This window comes from Georgenia sp. X1117 (assembly GCF_057784635.1).
Map to the genome: position 1 here is coordinate 2664283 of NZ_CM173492.1, position 21073 is coordinate 2685355.

Annotated in this window: 23 protein-coding genes; all 23 read left to right on the forward strand. The window is 69.0% G+C overall.

Annotated elements, in window-relative coordinates:
- Positions 1-415: 415 nt before the first annotated feature.
- The 23 genes from rpoB to rplF all read left to right on the forward strand — a co-directional run bounded on the left by rpoB (position 416) and on the right by rplF (position 21071).
- Positions 416-3913, forward strand: coding sequence for a DNA-directed RNA polymerase subunit beta (rpoB, locus tag AC3D3D_RS12325; protein WP_463661695.1), 3498 nt, complete (start codon positions 416-418; stop codon positions 3911-3913).
- 51 nt (positions 3914-3964) lie between these two features.
- Positions 3965-7861 (forward strand): DNA-directed RNA polymerase subunit beta', encoded by a 3897-nt coding sequence (locus tag AC3D3D_RS12330; RefSeq protein ID WP_463661694.1) that lies wholly within the window; start codon positions 3965-3967, stop codon positions 7859-7861.
- 383 nt (positions 7862-8244) lie between these two features.
- A complete protein-coding gene (gene rpsL / locus AC3D3D_RS12335; RefSeq protein ID WP_425708342.1) occupies positions 8245-8619 on the forward strand; it encodes a 30S ribosomal protein S12 in 375 nt (124 codons plus the stop codon).
- Positions 8619-9089 carry a 30S ribosomal protein S7 gene (gene rpsG / locus AC3D3D_RS12340; protein ID WP_463661693.1) on the forward strand — a complete coding sequence of 157 codons (471 nt, stop codon included), beginning with the start codon at positions 8619-8621 and terminating at the stop codon, positions 9087-9089. The genes rpsL and rpsG overlap by 1 nt, the downstream gene beginning before the upstream one ends.
- 72 nt (positions 9090-9161) lie before the next feature.
- Complete coding sequence (gene fusA, locus AC3D3D_RS12345; RefSeq protein WP_463661692.1) at positions 9162-11276, forward strand: elongation factor G; 2115 nt, start codon at positions 9162-9164, stop codon at positions 11274-11276.
- Between the two features lie 119 nt (positions 11277-11395).
- Entirely contained in the window at positions 11396-12589 is a 1194-nt protein-coding gene (gene tuf, locus AC3D3D_RS12350) for an elongation factor Tu (RefSeq protein WP_463661691.1), read from the forward strand.
- Between the two features lie 614 nt (positions 12590-13203).
- Entirely contained in the window at positions 13204-13512 is a 309-nt protein-coding gene (gene rpsJ, locus AC3D3D_RS12355) for a 30S ribosomal protein S10 (RefSeq protein WP_425708338.1), read from the forward strand.
- 11 nt (positions 13513-13523) lie between these two features.
- Complete coding sequence (gene rplC / locus AC3D3D_RS12360) at positions 13524-14192, forward strand: 50S ribosomal protein L3 (protein ID WP_463661690.1); 669 nt, start codon at positions 13524-13526, stop codon at positions 14190-14192.
- A 2-nt stretch (positions 14193-14194) separates the two neighbouring features.
- Positions 14195-14839: a 50S ribosomal protein L4 gene (gene rplD / locus AC3D3D_RS12365; protein WP_463661689.1), complete on the forward strand. Its 645-nt coding sequence runs from the start codon at positions 14195-14197 to the stop codon at positions 14837-14839.
- Entirely contained in the window at positions 14836-15141 is a 306-nt protein-coding gene (rplW, locus tag AC3D3D_RS12370) for a 50S ribosomal protein L23 (protein ID WP_463661688.1), read from the forward strand. The genes rplD and rplW overlap by 4 nt, the downstream gene beginning before the upstream one ends.
- 33 nt (positions 15142-15174) lie before the next feature.
- Positions 15175-16011, forward strand: coding sequence for a 50S ribosomal protein L2 (rplB, locus tag AC3D3D_RS12375; protein WP_463661687.1), 837 nt, complete (start codon positions 15175-15177; stop codon positions 16009-16011).
- Between the two features lie 19 nt (positions 16012-16030).
- Positions 16031-16312, forward strand: a complete 282-nt coding sequence (gene rpsS, locus AC3D3D_RS12380; protein ID WP_463661686.1) for a 30S ribosomal protein S19 — start codon at positions 16031-16033, stop codon at positions 16310-16312.
- A 38-nt stretch (positions 16313-16350) separates the two neighbouring features.
- Positions 16351-16740, forward strand: coding sequence for a 50S ribosomal protein L22 (gene rplV, locus AC3D3D_RS12385; protein WP_463661685.1), 390 nt, complete (start codon positions 16351-16353; stop codon positions 16738-16740).
- Positions 16740-17531, forward strand: a complete 792-nt coding sequence (gene rpsC / locus AC3D3D_RS12390) for a 30S ribosomal protein S3 (protein WP_463661684.1) — start codon at positions 16740-16742, stop codon at positions 17529-17531. The genes rplV and rpsC overlap by 1 nt, the downstream gene beginning before the upstream one ends.
- Before the next feature lie 2 nt (positions 17532-17533).
- Positions 17534-17953: a 50S ribosomal protein L16 gene (gene rplP, locus AC3D3D_RS12395; RefSeq protein WP_463661683.1), complete on the forward strand. Its 420-nt coding sequence runs from the start codon at positions 17534-17536 to the stop codon at positions 17951-17953.
- On the forward strand, positions 17953-18204 hold the full coding sequence (rpmC, locus tag AC3D3D_RS12400; RefSeq protein WP_463661682.1) for a 50S ribosomal protein L29: 252 nt from the start codon (positions 17953-17955) through the stop codon (positions 18202-18204). Before rplP ends, rpmC begins: the two co-directional genes overlap by 1 nt.
- 8 nt (positions 18205-18212) lie before the next feature.
- The gene (rpsQ, locus tag AC3D3D_RS12405) at positions 18213-18509 is read left to right on the forward strand and encodes a 30S ribosomal protein S17 (protein WP_463661681.1); all 297 of its coding nucleotides are present in this window, start codon (positions 18213-18215) and stop codon (positions 18507-18509) included.
- 79 nt (positions 18510-18588) lie between these two features.
- A complete protein-coding gene (rplN, locus tag AC3D3D_RS12410; protein WP_425713570.1) occupies positions 18589-18957 on the forward strand; it encodes a 50S ribosomal protein L14 in 369 nt (122 codons plus the stop codon).
- Positions 18957-19298: a 50S ribosomal protein L24 gene (gene rplX, locus AC3D3D_RS12415; protein WP_463661680.1), complete on the forward strand. Its 342-nt coding sequence runs from the start codon at positions 18957-18959 to the stop codon at positions 19296-19298. Before rplN ends, rplX begins: the two co-directional genes overlap by 1 nt.
- Position 19299: 1 nt before the next feature.
- Positions 19300-19866, forward strand: coding sequence for a 50S ribosomal protein L5 (rplE, locus tag AC3D3D_RS12420; protein WP_463661679.1), 567 nt, complete (start codon positions 19300-19302; stop codon positions 19864-19866).
- A 4-nt stretch (positions 19867-19870) separates the two neighbouring features.
- The gene (locus tag AC3D3D_RS12425; RefSeq protein WP_463661678.1) at positions 19871-20056 is read left to right on the forward strand and encodes a type Z 30S ribosomal protein S14; all 186 of its coding nucleotides are present in this window, start codon (positions 19871-19873) and stop codon (positions 20054-20056) included.
- A 57-nt stretch (positions 20057-20113) separates the two neighbouring features.
- A complete protein-coding gene (gene rpsH, locus AC3D3D_RS12430) occupies positions 20114-20512 on the forward strand; it encodes a 30S ribosomal protein S8 (RefSeq protein WP_463661677.1) in 399 nt (132 codons plus the stop codon).
- A 19-nt stretch (positions 20513-20531) separates the two neighbouring features.
- Positions 20532-21071 carry a 50S ribosomal protein L6 gene (gene rplF / locus AC3D3D_RS12435; protein WP_463661676.1) on the forward strand — a complete coding sequence of 180 codons (540 nt, stop codon included), beginning with the start codon at positions 20532-20534 and terminating at the stop codon, positions 21069-21071.
- Positions 21072-21073: the final 2 nt, after the last annotated feature.

Here is a 21073-nt window from a genome sequence, read left to right on the forward strand (position 1 = left end):
AGGCCGGTCCGGCGTCGTGCCCCGGGGCAGGCCGCACCGTCGTCGCGGCGGGTGCCCGACGCGCCGGGAGCGGTCGGTGCGCCGGACGGGTGACCCGCGCCTGCACGTGCCCTACACTGGACGCGGCCTGAGGGCCGGTCCGGCGGATCGACGACGCTCCACCGGGTCTCACGGGCTGACCGCGGTGAGTCCGGGATCACCAGCACCTGCGGGCGCGTGTCTGGACCGGGCGCGCACGCCCGTGTAGGGTGGACACTTGCGTTAGCCGACGCCTGCCCCGCCTCCGCCCATCCCGGCACCGACGTGTCCGGACCGCCATCGAGCCGCGCCACCAGGCGCGACACCTCTCCCGGGGGCGCGGGAAGACGACCGGCAAACCGCCGCGTGCACACCTCTCCGCAGGGAAGGACCCCCTTTGGCTGCCTCGCGCACCTCTGCCGCCCCGTCCGCCGACCTCGTCGCGAAGCGTCTCGCGTCGCCCAGGCTGTCGTTCGCCAAGATCTACGAGCCGATGCAGGCGCCCGACCTGCTCGGCCTGCAGACCGAGAGCTTCGACTGGCTCCTGGGCAACGACGCGTGGCGCGCCCGGCTCGAGGACAACCCTGACGGGTCGACCCACACCATCTCGGGCCTGGAGGAGATCTTCGAGGAGATCTCCCCGATCGAGGACTTCTCGGAGTCGATGTCGCTGTCCTTCAGGGACCACCGCTTCGAGCCCGCCAAGCACACCGCCGAGGAGTGCAAGGAGAAGGACCTCACCTACGCGGCGCCGCTGTTCGTCGTCGCGGAGTTCATGAACAACACGACCGGCGAGATCAAGTCGCAGACCGTGTTCATGGGTGACTTCCCGTTGATGACCGACCGCGGCACGTTCATCATCAACGGGACCGAGCGCGTCGTCGTCAGCCAGCTCGTGCGCTCGCCCGGCGTGTACTTCGAGCGCACCGCCGACAAGACCTCGGACCGCGACATCTTCACCGCCAAGGTCATCCCCTCGCGCGGCGCGTGGCTCGAGTTCGAGATCGACAAGCGCGACGCCATCGGCGTGCGCATCGACCGCAAGCGCAAGCAGTCGGTCACCGTCTTCCTGCGCGCCCTCGGTCTGACCGAGGCCGAGATCCGCGGCCACTTCGAGGACTACCCGGTCCTGCTCGAGTCGCTGGAGAAGGACACGGTCAAGACGCAGGACGAGGCCCTGCTGGACATCTACCGCAAGATCCGTCCGGGCGAGCCGCCGACGGTCGAGGCCGGCCGCAACCTGCTGGACTCCTACTACTTCGCGGCCAAGCGCTACGACCTGGCCAAGGTCGGTCGCTACAAGATGAACAAGAAGCTCGGCATGACCACCGAGCCGGGCGAGTCGCTGCTGCGCGTGCAGGACATCATCGCCACCATCCGGTTCATCCTCGCCCTGCACAAGGGCGAGGAGGTGCTCCCGGGCACCCGCGACGGCGAGAAGGTCGACGTCCGCGTCGAGACCGACGACATCGACCACTTCGGCAACCGGCGCATCCGCGCCGTCGGCGAGCTCATCCAGAACCAGGTCCGCACCGGCCTGTCCCGGATGGAGCGCGTCGTGCGCGAGCGCATGACCACCCAGGACGTCGAGGCGATCACGCCCCAGACGCTCATCAACATCCGGCCGGTCGTCGCCTCCATCAAGGAGTTCTTCGGCACCAGCCAGCTCTCGCAGTTCATGGACCAGAACAACCCGCTCTCGGGCCTGACCCACAAGCGGCGGCTGTCGGCCCTGGGCCCGGGCGGTCTGTCCCGTGACCGCGCCGGCATGGAGGTCCGTGACGTCCACCCCTCGCACTACGGCCGCATGTGCCCGATCGAGACCCCTGAGGGCCCCAACATCGGTCTCATCGGATCGCTCGCGACCTTCGCGCGGATCAACTCCTTCGGCTTCGTCGAGACCCCCTACCGCAAGGTCGAGGGCGGCCGGGTCACCGGTGAGATCGAGTACGTCACGGCCGACGACGAGGACCGGCACACCATCGCCCAGGCCTCGGCCCCGCTGAACGAGGACGGCACGTTCGTCGAGGAGCGGGTCCTGTGCCGCACCCCCGGCGGCGAGCCGGCGCTCGTCGAGCCCACCGAGATCGCGTTCATGGACGTCTCCGCGCGCCAGATGGTCTCCGTCGGTACCGCGATGATCCCGTTCCTCGAGCACGACGACGCCAACCGCGCCCTCATGGGCGCCAACATGCAGCGTCAGGCCGTGCCGCTCATCCGCGCCGAGGCCCCGCTCGTGGGGACCGGCATGGAGCGGCGCGCGGCCGTCGACGCCGGTGACGTCGTCACCTCCGAGGTGGCCGGTGTGGTCACCGAGGTCTCGGCCGACGCCGTCGTGGTGCTCTCCGACGAGGGTTCGAGCTACACCCACCGGGTGATGAAGTTCAACCGCTCCAACCAGGGCAACTCCTACAACCAGCGCGTGCTGGTCGACGAGGGTGACCGCGTCGAGGTCGGCTCCGTGCTGGCAGACGGCCCCTCGACCGACGAGGGCGAGCTGGCGCTGGGGCGCAACCTCCTCGTCGCATTCATGTCGTGGGAGGGCTACAACTACGAGGACGCCATCATCATGTCGCAGCGTGTCGTCACCGACGACATGCTCACCTCGATCCACATCGAGGAGCACGAGGTGGACGCCCGCGAGACCAAGCTCGGCGCGGAGGAGATCACCCGCGACCTGCCCAACGTCTCCGAGGAGATCCTCGCCGACCTCGACGAGCGCGGCATCATCCGCATCGGCGCCGAGGTCAGCGCCGGCGACGTCCTCGTCGGCAAGGTCACGCCCAAGGGTGAGACCGAGCTGACCTCCGAGGAGCGGCTGCTGCGGGCGATCTTCGGCGAGAAGGCCCGCGAGGTGCGCGACACCTCGCTCAAGGTGCCCCACGGCGAGTCCGGCATCGTCATCGGCGTCCGCGAGTTCACCGAGGACGACGACGAGCTACCCCCGGGCGTCAAGCAGCAGGTGCGCGTCTACATCGCGCAGCGCCGCAAGATCACCGACGGCGACAAGCTCGCCGGCCGGCACGGCAACAAGGGCGTCATCTCCAAGATCCTCCCGGTCGAGGACATGCCCTTCCTGGCCGACGGCACGCCGGTCGACGTCATCCTCAACCCGCTGGGTGTGCCCGGCCGGATGAACGTCGGCCAGGTCCTCGAGCTGCACCTGGGCTGGGCCGCGGCCAACGGCTGGGACATCAGCGAGGCCGTCAAGGCCGCGGAGGAGTGGACGAAGAACCTGCCCGAGCACGTGCACGAGGCGCCGGCCGGCTCGACCGTGGCCACCCCGGTCTTCGACGGTCTCCAGCAGGACGAGCTCCAGGGCATCCTCGGCCACACCCTGCCCAACCGGGACGGCGAGCGGCTCGTCGCCCCCGACGGCAAGGCGCGGCTGTTCGACGGCCGCTCCGGCGAGCCCTTCCCGTCGCCCATCTCGGTCGGCTACATGTACATGCTCAAGCTGCACCACCTGGTCGACGACAAGATCCACGCCCGTTCGACGGGTCCGTACTCGATGATCACGCAGCAGCCGCTGGGTGGTAAGGCGCAGTTCGGTGGCCAGCGGTTCGGCGAGATGGAGGTGTGGGCGCTCGAGGCGTACGGCGCCGCGCACGCCCTCCAGGAGCTGCTGACGATCAAGTCCGACGACGTCACCGGCCGCGTCAAGGTCTACGAGGCCATCGTCAAGGGCGAGAACATCCCCGAGCCGGGCATCCCGGAGTCCTTCCGGGTGCTCATCCAGGAGATGCGCTCGCTGTGCCTGAACGTCGAGGCGCTCGACTCCTCCGGCACGGTCATCGACCTCAAGGACTCCGACGACGAGGTCTACCGCGCCGCCGAGGAGCTCGGCATCGACCTGTCCCGCCGTCCCGACGCCTCGAGCGTCGACGAGCTCTGACCCCGCCGCACGCGGCATCCGAACGAGCGAAAACGAAGGAAGTAGGACACGTTGCTCGACGTCAATCTGTTTGACCAGCTCCACATCTCCCTGGCCACCGCCGGCGATGTGCGCGAGTGGTCGCACGGCGAGGTCAAGAAGCCGGAGACGATCAACTACCGCACGCTCAAGCCGGAGAAGGACGGCCTGTTCTGCGAGAAGATCTTCGGTCCCACCCGGGACTGGGAGTGCAACTGCGGCAAGTACAAGCGCGTGCGCTACAAGGGCATCATCTGCGAGCGCTGCGGCGTCGAGGTGACCCGCTCGAAGGTCCGCCGTGAGCGGATGGGCCACATCGAGCTGGCCGCCCCGGTCACGCACATCTGGTACTTCAAGGGCGTCCCCTCGCGCCTGGGCTACCTGCTCGACCTGGCGCCGAAGGACCTCGAGAAGGTCATCTACTTCGCGGCCTACATGATCACCGAGGTCGACGAGGACGGCCGGCACGAGGACCTGTCGACCCTGCAGAACGAGGTCGACCTGGAGCGGGACGAGCTCCTCAAGGCCCGGGACCTGGCCGTCGAGAACCGGCTGAAGAAGATCGAGGCCGACCTCGCCGAGCTCGAGGCCGCCGACGCCGATTCCGCCACCCGCGAGAAGGTGCGCAAGTCCGGCGAGCGCGAGGCGGGCCAGATCCGGCGCAAGGGCGACCAGGAGATCGAGCGCCTGGAGAAGGTCTGGGACCGCTTCAAGAACCTCAAGGTCGGCGACCTCGAGGGCGACGAGGCGCTCTACCGCGAGATGAACGCGCGGTTCGGCATCTACTTCACGGGTGCGATGGGCGCCACGGCGATCCAGAAGCGCCTGGAGACCTTCGACCTCGAGGCCGAGGCCGAGGCGCTGCGCGAGCTCATCGCCACCGGCACCGGCCAGCGCAAGACCCGTGCGCTCAAGCGCCTCAAGGTGGTCAACGCCTTCCTGTCCACCGGCAACTCGCCGCTGGGCATGGTCCTCGACTGCGTCCCGGTCATCCCGCCGGACCTGCGCCCGATGGTGCAGCTCGACGGTGGCCGCTTCGCGACCTCGGACCTCAACGACCTCTACCGGCGCGTCATCAACCGGAACAACCGCCTCAAGCGGCTGCTCGACCTGGGCGCGCCCGAGATCATCGTCAACAACGAGAAGCGGATGCTCCAGGAGTCCGTGGACGCGCTGTTCGACAACGGCCGCCGCGGCCGGCCCGTCACCGGGCCGGGCAACCGGGCGCTGAAGTCGATCTCCGACATGCTCAAGGGCAAGCAGGGCCGGTTCCGGCAGAACCTGCTCGGCAAGCGCGTCGACTACTCGGGCCGCAGCGTCATCGTCGTCGGCCCGACGCTCAAGCTGCACCAGTGCGGCCTGCCCAAGCAGATGGCGCTCGAGCTGTTCAAGCCCTTCGTCATGAAGCGGCTCGTCGAGCTCAACCACGCGCAGAACATCAAGGCGGCCAAGCGCATGGTCGAGCGTCAGCGCACCCAGGTGTGGGACGTCCTCGACGAGGTCATCCGTGAGCACCCCGTGCTGCTCAACCGCGCACCGACCCTGCACCGCCTGGGCATCCAGGCCTTCGAGCCCCAGCTGGTCGAGGGCAAGGCCATCCAGCTGCACCCGCTCGTCTGCGGCGCGTTCAACGCCGACTTCGACGGCGACCAGATGGCGGTCCACCTGCCGCTGTCGGCCGAGTCGCAGGCCGAGGCGCGCATCCTCATGCTCTCGAGCAACAACATCCTCAAGCCCTCGGACGGCCGTCCGGTGACCATGCCCTCCCAGGACATGATCATCGGCCTGTTCCACCTCACCACCGAGCTCGACGAGGGCGCCGGCGCCGGCCGGTACTTCTCCTCGGTGGCCGAGGCCATCCTCGCGATGGACAACGGCGAGCTCGACCTGGGCGCCAAGGTGCGCATCCGCTTCACCGACCTGGTCCTGCCCGCCGGGCACGAGCAGGCCGAGGCGGCCGCCGCCGGCGAGCCGGTGGTCCTCGAGACCACGCTGGGCCGGACCCTGTTCAACGAGCTGCTCCCGACGGACTACCCGTACATCGAGGAGGTCGTGGACAAGAAGCGGCTCGGCCGCCTCGTCAACGACCTCGCCGAGCGCTACCCCAAGGTCGACGTCGCGGCCAGCCTCGACGCGCTCAAGGAGGCCGGCTTCCGCTGGGCATCCCGCTCGGGCGTGACGATCGCGATCTCCGACGTCGTGGCCCCCGAGGTCAAGGCGACCATCCTCGAGGAGCACGAGGCCAAGGCCGAGGCCATCCAGGACCAGTTCGACCTGGGTCTGATCACCGACGACGAGCGCCGCCAGGAGCTCATCGACATCTGGGGCGAGGCGACCGACGCGGTGGCCGACGCCATGCGGGAGAACTTCGCCAAGGACAACACCGTGTTCCGCATGGTGTCCTCCGGTGCCCGTGGTAACTGGATGCAGGTGCGCCAGATCGCCGGTATGCGTGGTCTCGTGGCCGACCCGAAGGGCGAGATCATCCCGCGCCCGATCAAGTCGAACTACCGCGAGGGCCTGTCGGTGCTGGAGTACTTCATCGCCACCCACGGTGCCCGCAAGGGCCTGGCGGACACGGCGCTGCGGACCGCGGACTCCGGCTACCTCACGCGTCGTCTCGTCGACGTCTCGCAGGACGTCATCGTCCGCGAGGCCGACTGCGGGACCCGCGCCGGGCTGCCGGTGACCATCGGCGAGCCCTCCGTCACCGGCGAGGGCCTGGTCCTGGCCGAGACGGTGGAGACCTCCGCCTACGCCCGCTCGCTGGCCGCCGACGTGACCGACGCCGACGGCACCGTGCTGGCCTCCGCCGGCGACGACGTCGGTGACGTCCTCATCGGCCAGCTGGTCGCCGCGGGCGTCGCCGAGGTCAAGGTGCGCTCGGTGCTCACCTGCGAGTCCCGCGTCGGTACCTGCCAGAAGTGCTACGGCCGTTCGCTGGCCACCGGCAAGCTGGTCGACATCGGCGAGGCGGTCGGCATCATCGCCGCCCAGTCCATCGGTGAGCCCGGCACGCAGCTGACGATGCGGACCTTCCACACCGGTGGTGCGGCGTCGGCCGACGACATCACGCAGGGTCTGCCGCGTGTCCAGGAGCTCTTCGAGGCCCGTACCCCCAAGGGTGAGGCCCCGATCTCCGAGGCCGCTGGCCGCGTGACCGTCGAGGAGACCGAGAAGGGTCGAGAGATCCGCGTCACCCGCGACGACGGCCAGGACGATGCGGTCTACCCCGTGTCCAAGCGACTGCGCCTGCTCGTCGAGGACGGTCAGCACATCGCCGTCGGCGACCAGCTCGTGGCCGGCAACGTCGACCCCAAGGCCGTGCTGCGCATCCTCGGCCCGCGTCGGACCCAGGAGCACCTGGTCGCCCAGGTGCAGGAGGTCTACCGCAGCCAGGGCGTGGACATCCACGACAAGCACATCGAGGTCATCGTCCGGCAGATGCTGCGGCGCGTGACCGTGCTCGACTCCGGCGAGACCCGTCTGCTGCCCGGTGAGCTCATCGACCGGGCCGCGTTCAACGACGAGAACCGTCGCGTGGTCTCCGAGGGCGGCAGGCCCGCGGCCGGCCGGCCCGAGCTCATGGGCATCACCAAGGCCTCGCTGGCCACCGACTCCTGGCTCTCGGCCGCCTCCTTCCAGGAGACGACCAAGGTGCTCACGGAGGCCGCGATGAGCGGCCGCCGCGACCCGCTGCTGGGCCTGAAGGAGAACGTCATCCTCGGTAAGCTCATCCCCGCCGGGACCGGGCTGCCGCGCTACCACGACGTCGTCGTGGAGCCGACCGAGGAGGCCCGCCAGATGGCCTTCACCGAGCTCGGCTACTCCGAGCTCGACTTCGTCGGCAGCCGTGCGGGCGAGCCCGTGCTGCTGGACGACATCGACTTCTCCGCCTACGGCGGGGAGGCGTACCCCGAGTTCCGCTGACCCGGCGGGGGAGCGCACGCCTCCCCGTCGCCAGCACCTCGCCGGCCCCGACGCGCCCGCGTCGGGGCCGGCGCCCCCGGGGCCCGGGACCGACGTGGTGCATCACACCCGTTCGGTCCTTGCGGTCCTTTGACGGCATAATCCGCCGACGGCTACTCTGGACGGCGGTGCCCGGACCGATCGGGCTCCCGTGCGCTCGCCTGACGTACCCGGATCCTCCGGTGGACCGAGGCGGACGATCCGCAGGTACGGCGCCCCAGACGTCATCCACGGCCCATCGGGCCGTACGAGGACCGACAGGTGCGACGCGCCCGGGCGCGGGGAGCGACCGACAGATCGACCCGAGGCAGTCGAACCGATTGCAGCAACGAGACGGAGAAGTAGTGCCCACGATCCAGCAGCTGGTCCGCAAGGGCCGGTCGGTCAAGTCGAGCTCCTCGAGCACGCCGGCCCTCAAGGGGAGCCCGCAGCGTCGTGGTGTGTGCACCCGTGTGTACACCACCACCCCGAAGAAGCCGAACTCGGCCCTGCGCAAGGTGGCGCGCGTCCGTCTCTCGAGCGGCATCGAGGTCACCGCCTACATCCCCGGTGTCGGGCACAACCTCCAGGAGCACTCGATGGTGCTCGTGCGCGGGGGGCGTGTGAAGGACCTGCCGGGTGTCCGCTACAAGATCGTGCGCGGCGCGCTCGACACGCAGGGCGTGAAGAACCGCAAGCAGGCCCGGAGCCGCTACGGCGCCAAGAAGGAGAAGAAGTAATGCCTCGCAAGGGCCCTGCCCCCAAGCGCCCCGTCGTCGTGGACCCGGTCTACGGCTCGACCGTGGTGACCCAGCTGGTCAACCGTGTGCTCCTCGACGGCAAGAAGTCCACCGCCGAGCGCATCGTCTACGGCGCCCTCGAGGGTGTCCGCGGCAAGACCGAGGGCGACCCCACGGCCGTCCTCAAGCGGGCGCTCGACAACGTGCGCCCGTCCCTCGAGGTGCGTTCGCGCCGCGTCGGCGGGTCGACCTACCAGGTCCCCGTCGAGGTGCGTCCCTCGCGCTCGACCACCCTCGCGCTGCGCTGGCTCGTCGACTACTCGCGCGCCCGCCGTGAGAAGACGATGACCGAGCGCCTGATGAACGAGATCCTCGACGCCTCCAACGGGCTCGGTGCGGCGGTCAAGCGTCGCGAGGACATCCACAAGATGGCCGAGGCGAACCGCGCGTTCGCGCACTACCGCTGGTGACCGCACGCGGCCGGGGGCTCCAGGCCGCGGCACGCAACCGAACGACACCGAACCTCACGAGGAGAACCCGACGTGGCAACTGACGTCATGACCGACCTGACAAAGGTCCGCAACATCGGCATCATGGCGCACATCGACGCCGGCAAGACGACGACGACCGAGCGGATCCTGTTCTACACGGGCGTCAACCACAAGCTGGGCGAGACCCATGACGGTGCGTCGACGACCGACTGGATGGCGCAGGAGCAGGAGCGCGGCATCACCATCACCTCCGCCGCGGTGACCTGCTTCTGGAACGACAACCAGATCAACATCATCGACACCCCGGGCCACGTGGACTTCACGGTCGAGGTGGAGCGTTCGCTGCGCGTCCTCGACGGTGCGGTCGCCGTCTTCGACGGCAAGGAGGGCGTCGAGCCCCAGTCCGAGACCGTGTGGCGTCAGGCCGACAAGTACGACGTCCCCCGCATCTGCTTCGTCAACAAGATGGACAAGCTGGGCGCGGACTTCTACTTCACGGTCGACACCATCGTCAAGCGCCTCGGCGCCAAGCCGCTCGTCCTCCAGCTGCCCATCGGCGCGGAGAACGAGTTCAAGGGCGTCGTCGACCTCGTCCAGATGCGCGCGCTGACCTGGCCGGCCGACTCCAAGGGTGACACCACCCTCGGTGCGAAGTACGAGATCAGCGAGATCCCCGAGGACCTCAAGGAGCGCGCGGAGGAGTACCGCACGCAGCTCATCGAGGCCGTCGCGGAGTCCGACGAGACCCTCATGGAGAAGTACTTCGAGGGCGAGGAGCTGACGGTCGAGGAGATCAAGGCCGGCATCCGCAAGCTCACCGTCAACTCCGAGATGTACCCGGTGCTGTGCGGGTCGGCGTTCAAGAACCGCGGCGTGCAGCCGATGCTGGACGCGGTCGTCGACTACCTGCCCAGCCCGCTGGACGTCCCGGCGATCCCCGGTACGGACCCGAAGGACGAGTCGATCGTCGTCGAGCGTCACGCCGACTCCACGGAGCCGTTCTCGGCGCTCGCCTTCAAGATCGCCGTGCACCCCTTCTTCGGCCGCCTGATCTACATCCGGGTCTACTCCGGGACGATCAAGTCCGGCTCGCCGGTGCTCAACTCGACCAAGGGCAAGAAGGAGCGCATCGGGAAGATCTTCCAGATGCACGCCAACAAGGAGAACCCGGTCGAGGAGATCGGTGCCGGCCACATCTACGCCGTCATCGGGCTGAAGGACACCGTCACCGGTGACACCCTCTCCGACGTCAACAACCCGGTCGTCCTCGAGTCGATGACGTTCCCGGAGCCGGTCATCCACGTGGCCATCGAGCCCAAGACCAAGGGTGACCAGGAGAAGCTCGGCACCGCGATCCAGAAGCTCGCCGAGGAGGACCCGACCTTCACGGTCCGCCTGGACGAGGAGACCGGCCAGACCGTCATCGGCGGCATGGGCGAGCTCCACCTCGACGTCCTCGTCGACCGCATGAAGCGCGAGTTCCGCGTCGAGGCCAACGTCGGTGCGCCGATGGTCGCCTACCGCGAGACGATCCGCCGCAAGGTCGACAAGGTCGACTACACGCACAAGAAGCAGACCGGTGGGTCGGGCCAGTTCGCCAAGGTCCAGGTCTCCTTCGAGCCCATGGAGACCGAGGACGGCGAGCTCTACGAGTTCGTCAACTCCGTCACCGGTGGCCGCATCCCGCGCGAGTACATCCCCTCCGTGGACGCGGGCATCCAGGACGCCATGCAGGGCGGCGTCCTGGCCGGGTACCCCCTGGTCGGCATCAAGGCCTCCCTGCTCGACGGCGCGTACCACGACGTCGACTCCTCGGAGATGGCCTTCAAGATCGCCGGCTCGATGGCCCTCAAGGAGGGCGTGAAGAAGGCCGACCCGGTCCTTCTCGAGCCGATGATGGACGTCGAGGTGCGTACGCCCGCCGAGTACATGGGCGACGTCGTCGGCGACATCAACTCGCGGCGTGGCATGATCCAGTCGATGGAGGACGCAACCGGCGTCAAGGTCGTCCGGGCGCTCGTGCCGCTGTCCGAGATGTTCGGGTACGTGGGCGACCTGCGGTCGAAGACCCAGGGCCGTGCCGTGTACTCGATGCAGTTCTCCAGCTACGCCGAGGTTCCTCGGAACGTGGCGGAGGAGATCATCAAGAAGACCCGGGGCGAGTAGGTCCCACGGGCCGCACCCCAGCACCAATCCCAACCGACCCGTAGGATCCATCTGCCCCTGGCGTGGGCATCCGGTTCTCGCCAGACAGACAACTACCCGAGTCCCAGGAGGACACCACAGTGGCTAAGGCCAAGTTCGAGCGGACCAAGCCGCACGTCAACATCGGCACGATCGGTCACGTCGACCACGGTAAGACGACGCTGACCGCGGCGATCTCCAAGGTTCTGGCGGACCAGTACCCGGACCTCAACGACTTCACGCCGTTCGATCAGGTCGACAACGCTCCCGAGGAGCGTCAGCGCGGCATCACGATCAACGTCTCGCACGTCGAGTACCAGACCGACAAGCGTCACTACGCGCACGTCGACGCCCCCGGTCACGCGGACTACGTGAAGAACATGATCACCGGCGCGGCGCAGATGGACGGCGCGATCCTCGTGGTCGCGGCGACCGACGGCCCGATGGCCCAGACGCGTGAGCACGTCCTGCTCGCCCGTCAGGTCGGCGTGCCCTACCTCCTGGTGGCTCTCAACAAGTCCGACATGGTCGACGACGAGGACCTCCTCGAGCTCGTCGAGATGGAGGTCCGTGAGCTGCTCTCGGAGCAGGACTTCCCCGGTGACGACGCCCCCGTCGTGCGCGTCTCGGCGCTCAAGGCGCTCGAGGGCGACGAGCAGTGGGTCAAGTCGGTCCAGGACCTCATGGCGGCCGTGGACGAGAACGTCCCGGACCCGGTCCGCGACATCGAGAAGCCCTTCCTCATGCCCATCGAGGACGTCTTCACGATCACCGGCCGCGGCACCGTGGTCACCGGTCGTGTCGAGCGTGGCCAGCTCAAGGTCAACGACGACGTCGAGATCGTCGGCATCCAGGAGCAGAAGCAGACCACCACGGTCACGGGCATCGAGATGTTCCGCAAGCTGCTCGACACCGCCGACGCCGGCGAGAACGTCGGTCTGCTGCTGCGCGGCACCAAGCGCGAGGACGTCGAGCGCGGGCAGGTCGTCTGCAAGCCGGGCTCGATCACCCCGCACACGCAGTTCGAGGCGCAGGTCTACATCCTCGGCAAGGACGAGGGTGGCCGCCACAACCCGTTCTACTCGAACTACCGTCCGCAGTTCTACTTCCGGACCACGGACGTCACCGGCGTCATTCAGCTGCCCGACGGCGTCGAGATGGTCATGCCCGGTGACAACACCGAGATGACCGTCGACCTCATCCAGCCCATCGCCATGGAGGAGGGCCTCGGCTTCGCCATCCGTGAGGGTGGCCGCACCGTCGGCTCGGGCCGGGTCACCAAGATCATCAAGTGATCTGACGCCGGCGAGGGCCGGCGCCTCGGAAGGGCCCGTCACCCCCAGGGGTGGCGGGCCCTTCCGCATGCCCGCCCGGGGATGCTGCTCGCCGGCGCGCGCCTTCCGGGGTCCGCCGCTCGCCGAGATGGACCGTGCTCGTCCCAGGACGACCGCGGCGAGGTCAGGCTCGACCGAGAGTGGTCCACCTCGACGGGGGGAGCGCGGGAACGGTCAGGTGCAGCGAGGCGAGGCGCGGGACAGTTCCGGCCCGACGGTTCGGTGCGCAGCCTCACAGGCGGGGGAGGGGCCCCGGGGTTCCGGCGGGACAACCGCGCTGGTAACGTTGACGGCCGGACATCGGTGGCGCGCGCATGCGTGTCCACCAGCTGCGGCAGGCACTCCAACCTGCGGCAGGCAGACGTTGCGGACGTCCGGGCCACGCCCGGCAGGCCGCAGGCCGGCGATCACGGGCTTCCGGCCCGGGAGAGCGGGGCGTGGGCGCGAGGCCCGCGACGGACAGCATCCAAAGGTCAGGCCCATCAGGGTCGCTCGGGCCGGACGTGCGCCAAGTGCGACACGCCCGGGCGCGGGGGTCGGCCGAAGCAAGGGTACGAGAGAGGTATGACGACGCCATGGCGGGACAGAAGATCCGCATCCGGCTCAAGTCCTACGACCACGAGGTCATCGACAGCTCGGCGCGCAAGATCGTCGACACGGTGACGCGCGCTGGTGCGACGGTCGTGGGCCCGGTGCCGCTGCCGACGGAGAAGAACGTCTTCGTCGTCATCCGGTCGCCCCACAAGTACAAGGACAGCCGCGACCACTTCGAGATGCGCACGCACAAGCGGCTCATCGACATCATCGACCCGACGCCGAAGGCGGTCGACTCGCTCATGCGGCTCGACCTGCCGGCCGACGTCAACATCGAGATCAAGCTCTGAGGATCGACGCCATGACCACCACTTCCCAGCAGACTGCCGGGGCCACCGTCAAGGGCCTCCTCGGCACCAAGCTCGGCATGACCCAGGTGTGGGACCAGGACGGGCTCCTGGTCCCCGTGACCGCCGTCAAGGTGGACACCAACGTCGTGACCCAGGTCCGCACGGTCGAGCGTGACGGCTACACCGCCGTCCAGCTCGCCTACGGCGAGATCGACCCCCGCAAGGTCACCCAGCCGCTGCGCAAGCGCTTCGACGCCGCCGGCGTCACGCCGCGCCGCCACGTCACCGAGCTGCGCACGGCCGACGCCGAGGAGTACTCGGTGGGCCAGGAGCTCGACGGCTCGGTCTTCGAGGCCGGCGAGATCATCGACGTCGTGGGCACCACCAAGGGCAAGGGCCTGGCCGGTGTGATGAAGCGCCACGGCTTCGCCGGCGTCTCCGCCTCCCACGGTGCGCACCGCAACCACCGCAAGCCCGGCTCGATCGGCGGGGCCGCCACGCCCGGCCGCGTGTTCCGCGGCCAGAAGATGGCCGGTCGGATGGGCAACGCCCGCCGCACCGTCCACAACCTCCGTGTCCACGCCGTGGACCTCGAGCACGGCGTGCTGATCATCGCCGGCGCGATCCCCGGCCCGAAGGGCGGCCTCGTCGTCGTCCGCACCGCCGCGAAGGGGGCCTGACCATGACCGCCATCGACGTCACCGACGCCACCGGCAAGAAGACCGGCAGCGCCGAGCTGCCGGCCCACGTGTTCGACGTGCAGGCGAACGTCGCCCTCATGCACCAGGTCGTCGTCGCCCAGCTCGCCGCGGCGCGCCAGGGCACGCACGCCACCAAGACCCGCGGCGACGTCCGCGGCGGTGGCAAGAAGCCCTACAAGCAGAAGGGCACCGGCCGCGCCCGCCAGGGCTCCACGCGCGCCCCGCAGTTCGCCGGCGGTGGCATCGTCCACGGCCCGCAGCCGCGCGACTACGCCCAGCGCACCCCCAAGAAGATGAAGGCCGCCGCCCTGCGCGGCGCCCTGTCCGACCGGGCCCGCGCCGGCCGCGTGCACGTGGTCAGCTCGCTCGTCGAGGGGGAGACCCCCGCGACCCGCACCGCCCGCGCGACCCTCGAGGGCCTCGTCGGCACGCGCCGCGCGCTCGTCGTGCTCGCCCGTGAGGACCGCGTCGCCGAGCTGTCGGTGCGCAACCTCGCCGAGGTGCACACGCTGTGGGTCGACCAGCTCAACACCTACGACGTCCTGGTCAACGACGACGTCGTGTTCACCTCCGCCGCCCTCGACGTCCTCGTCGGCGGCCGCGCGGACGAGGAGGAGTCGAAGTGAGCCTCGAGAGCGCCAAGAACCCGCGGGACGTCATCGTGCGCCCCATCGTGTCGGAGAAGAGCTACAACCTCATCGACCAGGGCAAGTACACCTTCGAGGTGGACCCCCGCTCGAACAAGACCGAGATCAAGCAGGCGATCGAGCAGATCTTCGACGTGAAGGTCAGCGCCGTCAACACGATCAACCGCAAGGGCAAGACCCGTCGCACGCGCAACGGGCTCGGCAAGCGCAAGGACACCAAGCGCGCCATCGTCACCCTGCGGACCGGCACCATCGACATCTTCGGTGAGGTGGCCGGCTGACCGCCGGCCGGATAGGACCAGGGGAACCAGATCATGGGAATCCGTAAGCACAAGCCGACCACGCCGGGCCGTCGCGGCTCGAGCGTGGCCGACTTCGTCGAGATCACGCGCGCCACGCCGGAGAAGTCGCTCGTCCGCCCGCTGAGCAAGTCCGGCGGCCGCAACTCCACCGGTCGGATCACCACCCGGCACAAGGGTGGCGGCCACAAGCGCGCCTACCGCGTCATCGACTTCCGTCGCCACGACAAGGACGGCGTGCCCGCGAAGGTCGCGCACATCGAGTACGACCCGAACCGCACGGCGCGCATCGCGCTCCTGCACTACGCGGACGGCGAGAAGCGCTACATCCTGGCGCCGAAGCAGCTGCGCCAGGGCGACGCCGTCGAGGCGGGTCCCGGTGCGGACATCAAGCCCGGCAACTCGCTGCAGCTGCGCAACATCCCCGTCGGTACGACCGTGCACGCGATCGAGCTCCGCCCCGGCGGCGGCGCGAAGATCGCCCGCTCGGCCGGCTCGTCGGTCCAGCTCCTCGCGAAGGAGGGCATCTACGCCGCGCTGCGCATGCCCTCCGGCGAGATCCGTCAGGTCGACGCCCGTTGCCGCGCCACCATTGGTGAGGTCGGCAACGCCGAGCAGTCGAACATCAGCTGGGGCAAGGCCGGCCGCATGCGGTGGAAGGGCAAGCGCCCCACCGTCCGCGGTGTCGTGATGAACCCCGTCGACCACCCGCACGGTGGTGGTGAGGGCAAGACCTCCGGTGGTCGCCACCCGGTCAGCCCGTGGGGCCAGCCCGAGGGCCGTACCCGCCGTCCGAACAAGCCCAGCGACCAGCTGATCGTGCGCCGTCGCCGTACGGGCAAGAAGCGCTGAGTCTAGGAGCACTGACGAGATGCCACGCAGCCTGAAGAAGGGTCCCTTCGTCGACGACCACCTGCAGAAGAAGGTGGACGCTCAGAACGAGAAGGGCTCCAAGAACGTCATCAAGACCTGGTCCCGCCGGTCGGTGGTCACGCCCGACTTCCTGGGCCACACCTTCGCCGTGCACGACGGCCGCAAGCACGTCCCGGTGTTCGTCACCGAGGCGATGGTCGGCCACAAGCTGGGCGAGTTCGCCCCGACGCGGACCTACCGCGGGCACGACAAGGACGACCGGAAGGGCCGCCGCCGCTGAGGCGCGCGCCCGACGACCAGTAGAGGTAAGGCAGAGACATGGAAGCCAAGGCGCAGGCGCGATTCGTGCGTGTCACGCCCCAGAAGGCTCGCCGGATCGTGGACGTCGTCCGCGGCCGGGGTGCCGAGGATGCCGTGGACGTGCTCCGGTTCGCCCCCCAGGCGGCGGCGGAGCCCGTCCGCAAGGTGCTCGAGTCGGCGATCGCCAACGCTCGTGTGGCGGCCGACCGCGACGGCGAGCGGTTCGACGCGGGGGACCTCCGCGTGCTCGAGGCGTACGTCGACGAGGGCCCCACGATGAAGCGGTTCCGCCCGCGCGCCCAGGGGCGCGCGGCCCGCATCCTCAAGCGGACGAGCCACATCACCGTCGTCGTCGGCGACGAGTCCGAGGTGCCCGCGGGCGCCGGAAGCAAGGGAGGGACCAACTAGTGGGTCAGAAGGTCAACCCGACCGGATTCCGGCTCGGCGTCACCACGGATCACCGTTCGCGCTGGTTCGCCGACTCCCCCAAGGAGGGGCAGCGCTACCGCGACTACGTCCGCGAGGACGTCGAGGTGCGCAAGCTCATGTCGAAGGGCCTCGAGCGCGCCGGCATCTCCAAGGTGGACATCGAGCGCACCCGTGACCGCGTGCGCGTCGACCTGCACACCGCGCGCCCCGGCATCGTCATCGGCCGCCGCGGCGCCGAGGCCGACCGCCTGCGCAGCGACCTGGAGAAGCTCACGGGCAAGCAGGTCCAGCTCAACATCCTCGAGGTGAAGAACCCCGAGACCGATGCGCAGCTGGTCGCCCAGGGCATCGCCGAGCAGCTCGCCTCGCGCGTCTCCTTCCGCCGCGCCATGCGCAAGGGCATGCAGTCCGCCCAGCGCGCCGGCGCCAAGGGCATCCGGGTGCAGTGCTCGGGCCGCCTCGGCGGCGCCGAGATGTCCCGCTCGGAGTTCTACCGCGAGGGGCGCGTGCCGCTGCACACCCTGCGCGCGAACATCGACTACGGCTTCTTCGAGGCCCGCACCACGTTCGGCCGCATCGGCGTCAAGGTGTGGATCTACAAGGGTGACGTGACCGAGAAGGAGTACGCCCGCCTGGAGGCCGACTCCAGCCAGCAGCGCGGCCCCCGCGGCCGCGGCGGTGGCCGTGGGCCGCGCCGCGACTCCCGCCCCGCGGCGGCCGGCAACGAGGGCGCCCCCGCGGCGTCCGCAGCACCGAACACGGAGGCCTGAGCATGCTCATCCCCAGGCGGACCAAGCACCGCAAGCAGCACCACCCCGGTCGGCGTGGCACCTCCACCGGCGGCACGACGATCTCCTTCGGCGACTACGGCATCCAGGCGCTCGAGCACGCCTACGTGACCAACCGCCAGATCGAGGCCGCCCGTATCGCCATGACCCGTCACGTCAAGCGTGGCGGCAAGGTGTGGGTGAACATCTTCCCCGACCGCCCGCTGACCAAGAAGCCGGCCGAGACCCGCATGGGCTCGGGCAAGGGCTCGGTCGAGTGGTGGGTCTCCAACGTCAAGCCGGGCCGAGTGATGTTCGAGCTCGCCGGCGTCCCCGAGGACCTGGCCCGCGAGGCCATGTCCCGTGCGCAGCACAAGCTCCCGATGAAGACGCGATTCGTCGTGCGTGAAGGTGGTGAGGGCTGATGGCCATCGGATCGAAGGGTCTGACGCCGATCGAGCTCGACGAGATGGACGACACCGTCCTCGCCGAGAAGCTGGCCGAGGCCAAGACCGAGCTGTTCAACCTGCGGTTCTCCTCGGCCACGGGCCAGCTCGAGGACCACGGCCGGCTCAAGGCGGTCAAGCGGGACATCGCGCGCATCTACACGATCGCGCGTGAGCGCGAGCTCGGGCTGCGCACCGCGCCGGCCCCGGCCGAGACCAAGAAGAAGTGAAGGACGAGATGAGCGAGAACACCACCTCCGCCGTCGAGCCGTCGGACGCCGCCGAGCGCAACTACCGCAAGGTCCGCCGCGGCTACGTCGTGTCGGACAAGATGGACAAGACCGTCGTCGTCGAGGTCGAGGACCGCGTCAAGCACGCCCTCTACGGCAAGGTCCTGCGCCGCAGCGAGCGCGTCAAGGCGCACGACGAGAGCAACGAGGTCGGCGTCGGTGACCTGGTCCGGATCATGGAGACCCGTCCCATGTCCGCTACCAAGCGCTACCGCGTCACCGAGATCATCGAGAAGGCCCGCTGACCGGGCCCTCGACCCCCACCATCACATCCGTTCGGCCAGGCTCGCCCGGCGAGAACCGGCACGACGACAGGAGTAAAGAATGATCCAGCAGGAGTCGCGGCTCAAGGTCGCCGACAACACGGGTGCGAAGGAGATCCTCTGCATCCGTGTCCTCGGTGGCTCGGGCCGTCGGTACGCCGGCATCGGTGACGTCATCGTCGCCACCGTCAAGGACGCGATCCCTGGCGGCAACGTGAAGAAGGGCGACGTCGTCAAGGCGGTCATCGTCCGCACCCGCAAGGAGCGTCGTCGTCCGGACGGCAGCTACATCCGCTTCGACGAGAACGCGGCCGTCATCCTCAAGGCCGACGGCGACCCGCGGGGCACCCGCATCTTCGGGCCGGTCGGCCGCGAGCTGCGCGACAAGAAGTACATGCGAATCATTTCCCTGGCACCGGAGGTGCTGTGATGGCGAAGATCAAGAAGGGCGACCTCGTGGTCGTCATCGCGGGCCGTGACAAGGGCAAGCAGGGCCGTGTGCTGCGCGTCGACGTGGCCAAGGACCGGCTCATCGTCGAGGGCGTCCAGCGCGTGACCCGCCACACGAAGGTCGGCCAGTCCGCCTCCGGCGGCACGAGCGGTGGCATCGAGACCGTCGAGGCCCCGATCCACGTGAGCAACGTGATGCTGGTGGACCCGGAGACCAAGAAGGGCACCCGCGTGGGGTACCGCACCGAGCAGGTGGAGCGCGACGGACGGACCCGCGACGTGCGCGTCCGCATCGCCAAGCGCTCCGGTAAGGACGTCTGACATGAGCGAGACCACCACCGTCGCCGCGCCGCGGCTCAAGGAGCGCTACCGCTCCGAGATCAAGCCGGCGCTCCGCGAGGAGTTCGGCCACGAGAACATCAACCAGGTCCCGGGCCTGGTCAAGGTCGTCGTCAACATGGGTGTGGGGGACGCCGCGCGCGACTCCAAGCTCATCGAGGGTGCCATCCGCGACCTCACCCTCATCACGGGGCAGAAGCCGCAGGTCACCAAGGCCCGCCGCTCCATCGCGCAGTTCAAGCTGCGCGAGGGCATGCCGATCGGCGCGCACGTCACGCTGCGCGGCGACCGCATGTGGGAGTTCCTCGACCGTCTGATGTCCATCGCGCTGCCCCGCATCCGCGACTTCCGCGGGCTGTCGACCAAGCAGTTCGACGGGAACGGCAACTACACGTTCGGTCTCAACGAGCAGTCGATGTTCCACGAGATCGACCAGGACGCCATCGACCGGGTCCGCGGCATGGACATCACCGTGGTCACGTCCGCCATCAACGACGACCAGGGGCGCTCGCTGCTGCGTCGCCTCGGCATGCCCTTCAAGGAGGACTGATCCCGTGGCCAAGACCGCTCTCAAGCAGAAGGCCTCGCGCGCGCCGAAGTTCAAGGTGCGCGCCTACACCCGGTGCCAGCGCTGCGGCCGTCCGCACTCCGTGTACCGCAAGTTCGGCCTGTGCCGCATCTGCCTGCGCGAGATGGCCCTTGCCGGCCAGCTCCCCGGCGTCACCAAGTCCAGCTGGTAATCCACTGACGTCGCAGGTCCGCGAGGAAACCGCGACGAGGAAGGGCTGCAGCCCACCATGACCATGACCGATCCCATCGCAGACATGCTCACGCGTCTGCGCAACGCCAACTCGGCGTACCACGAGTCGGTGTCGATGCCGTACTCCAAGCTCAAGGCCGCGATCGCCGAGATCCTCCAGGCCGAGGGCTACATCGCCGGGTTCTCCGTCGAGGACGCCGAGGTCGGCAAGACCCTCGTCCTCGCCCTGAAGTTCGGGCCCAACCGCGAGCGCTCGCTCGCCGGCGTGCGCCGCGTGTCCAAGCCCGGTCTGCGTGTGTACGCGAAGTCCACCAACCTGCCCCGTGTCCTCGGCGGCCTCGGTGTGGCCATCCTGTCCACCTCCTCCGGCCTGCTCACCGACCGTGAGGCCGGCGACAAGGGCGTGGGCGGCGAAGTCGTCGCCTACGTCTGGTGATCGGGAAGGAAGAGACAACATGAGCCGCATCGGAAAGTACCCCGTCACCGTGCCCGCGGGCGTCGACGTGACCATCGAGGGGACCGCCGTGTCCGTCAAGGGCCCCAAGGGCACCCTGTCGCACACCGTCAAGGAGCCCATCGTCGTCACCCGTGACGACGAGGGTCAGATCGTGGTCAGCCGCCCCGACGACGAGCGCGAGTCGCGCTCGCTGCACGGCCTGACCCGCACCCTCATCGCCAACATGGTCACCGGCGTGACCGAGGGTTACACCCGGGGCCTGGAGATCGTCGGCACCGGTTACCGCGTGGTCGCCAAGGGCTCGAACCTCGAGTTCGCCCTGGGCTACTCGCACCCGGTCGTCGTCAGCCCGCCCGAGGGCATCACGTTCACGGTCGAGTCGCCCACCAAGATCAAGGTGTCGGGCATCGACAAGCAGCTGGTCGGCGAGACCGCCGCGAACATCCGCAAGATCCGCCGGCCCGAGCCGTACAAGGGCAAGGGCGTGCGGTACGAGGGCGAGCAGATCCGCCGCAAGGTCGGAAAGGCTGGTAAGTAAGC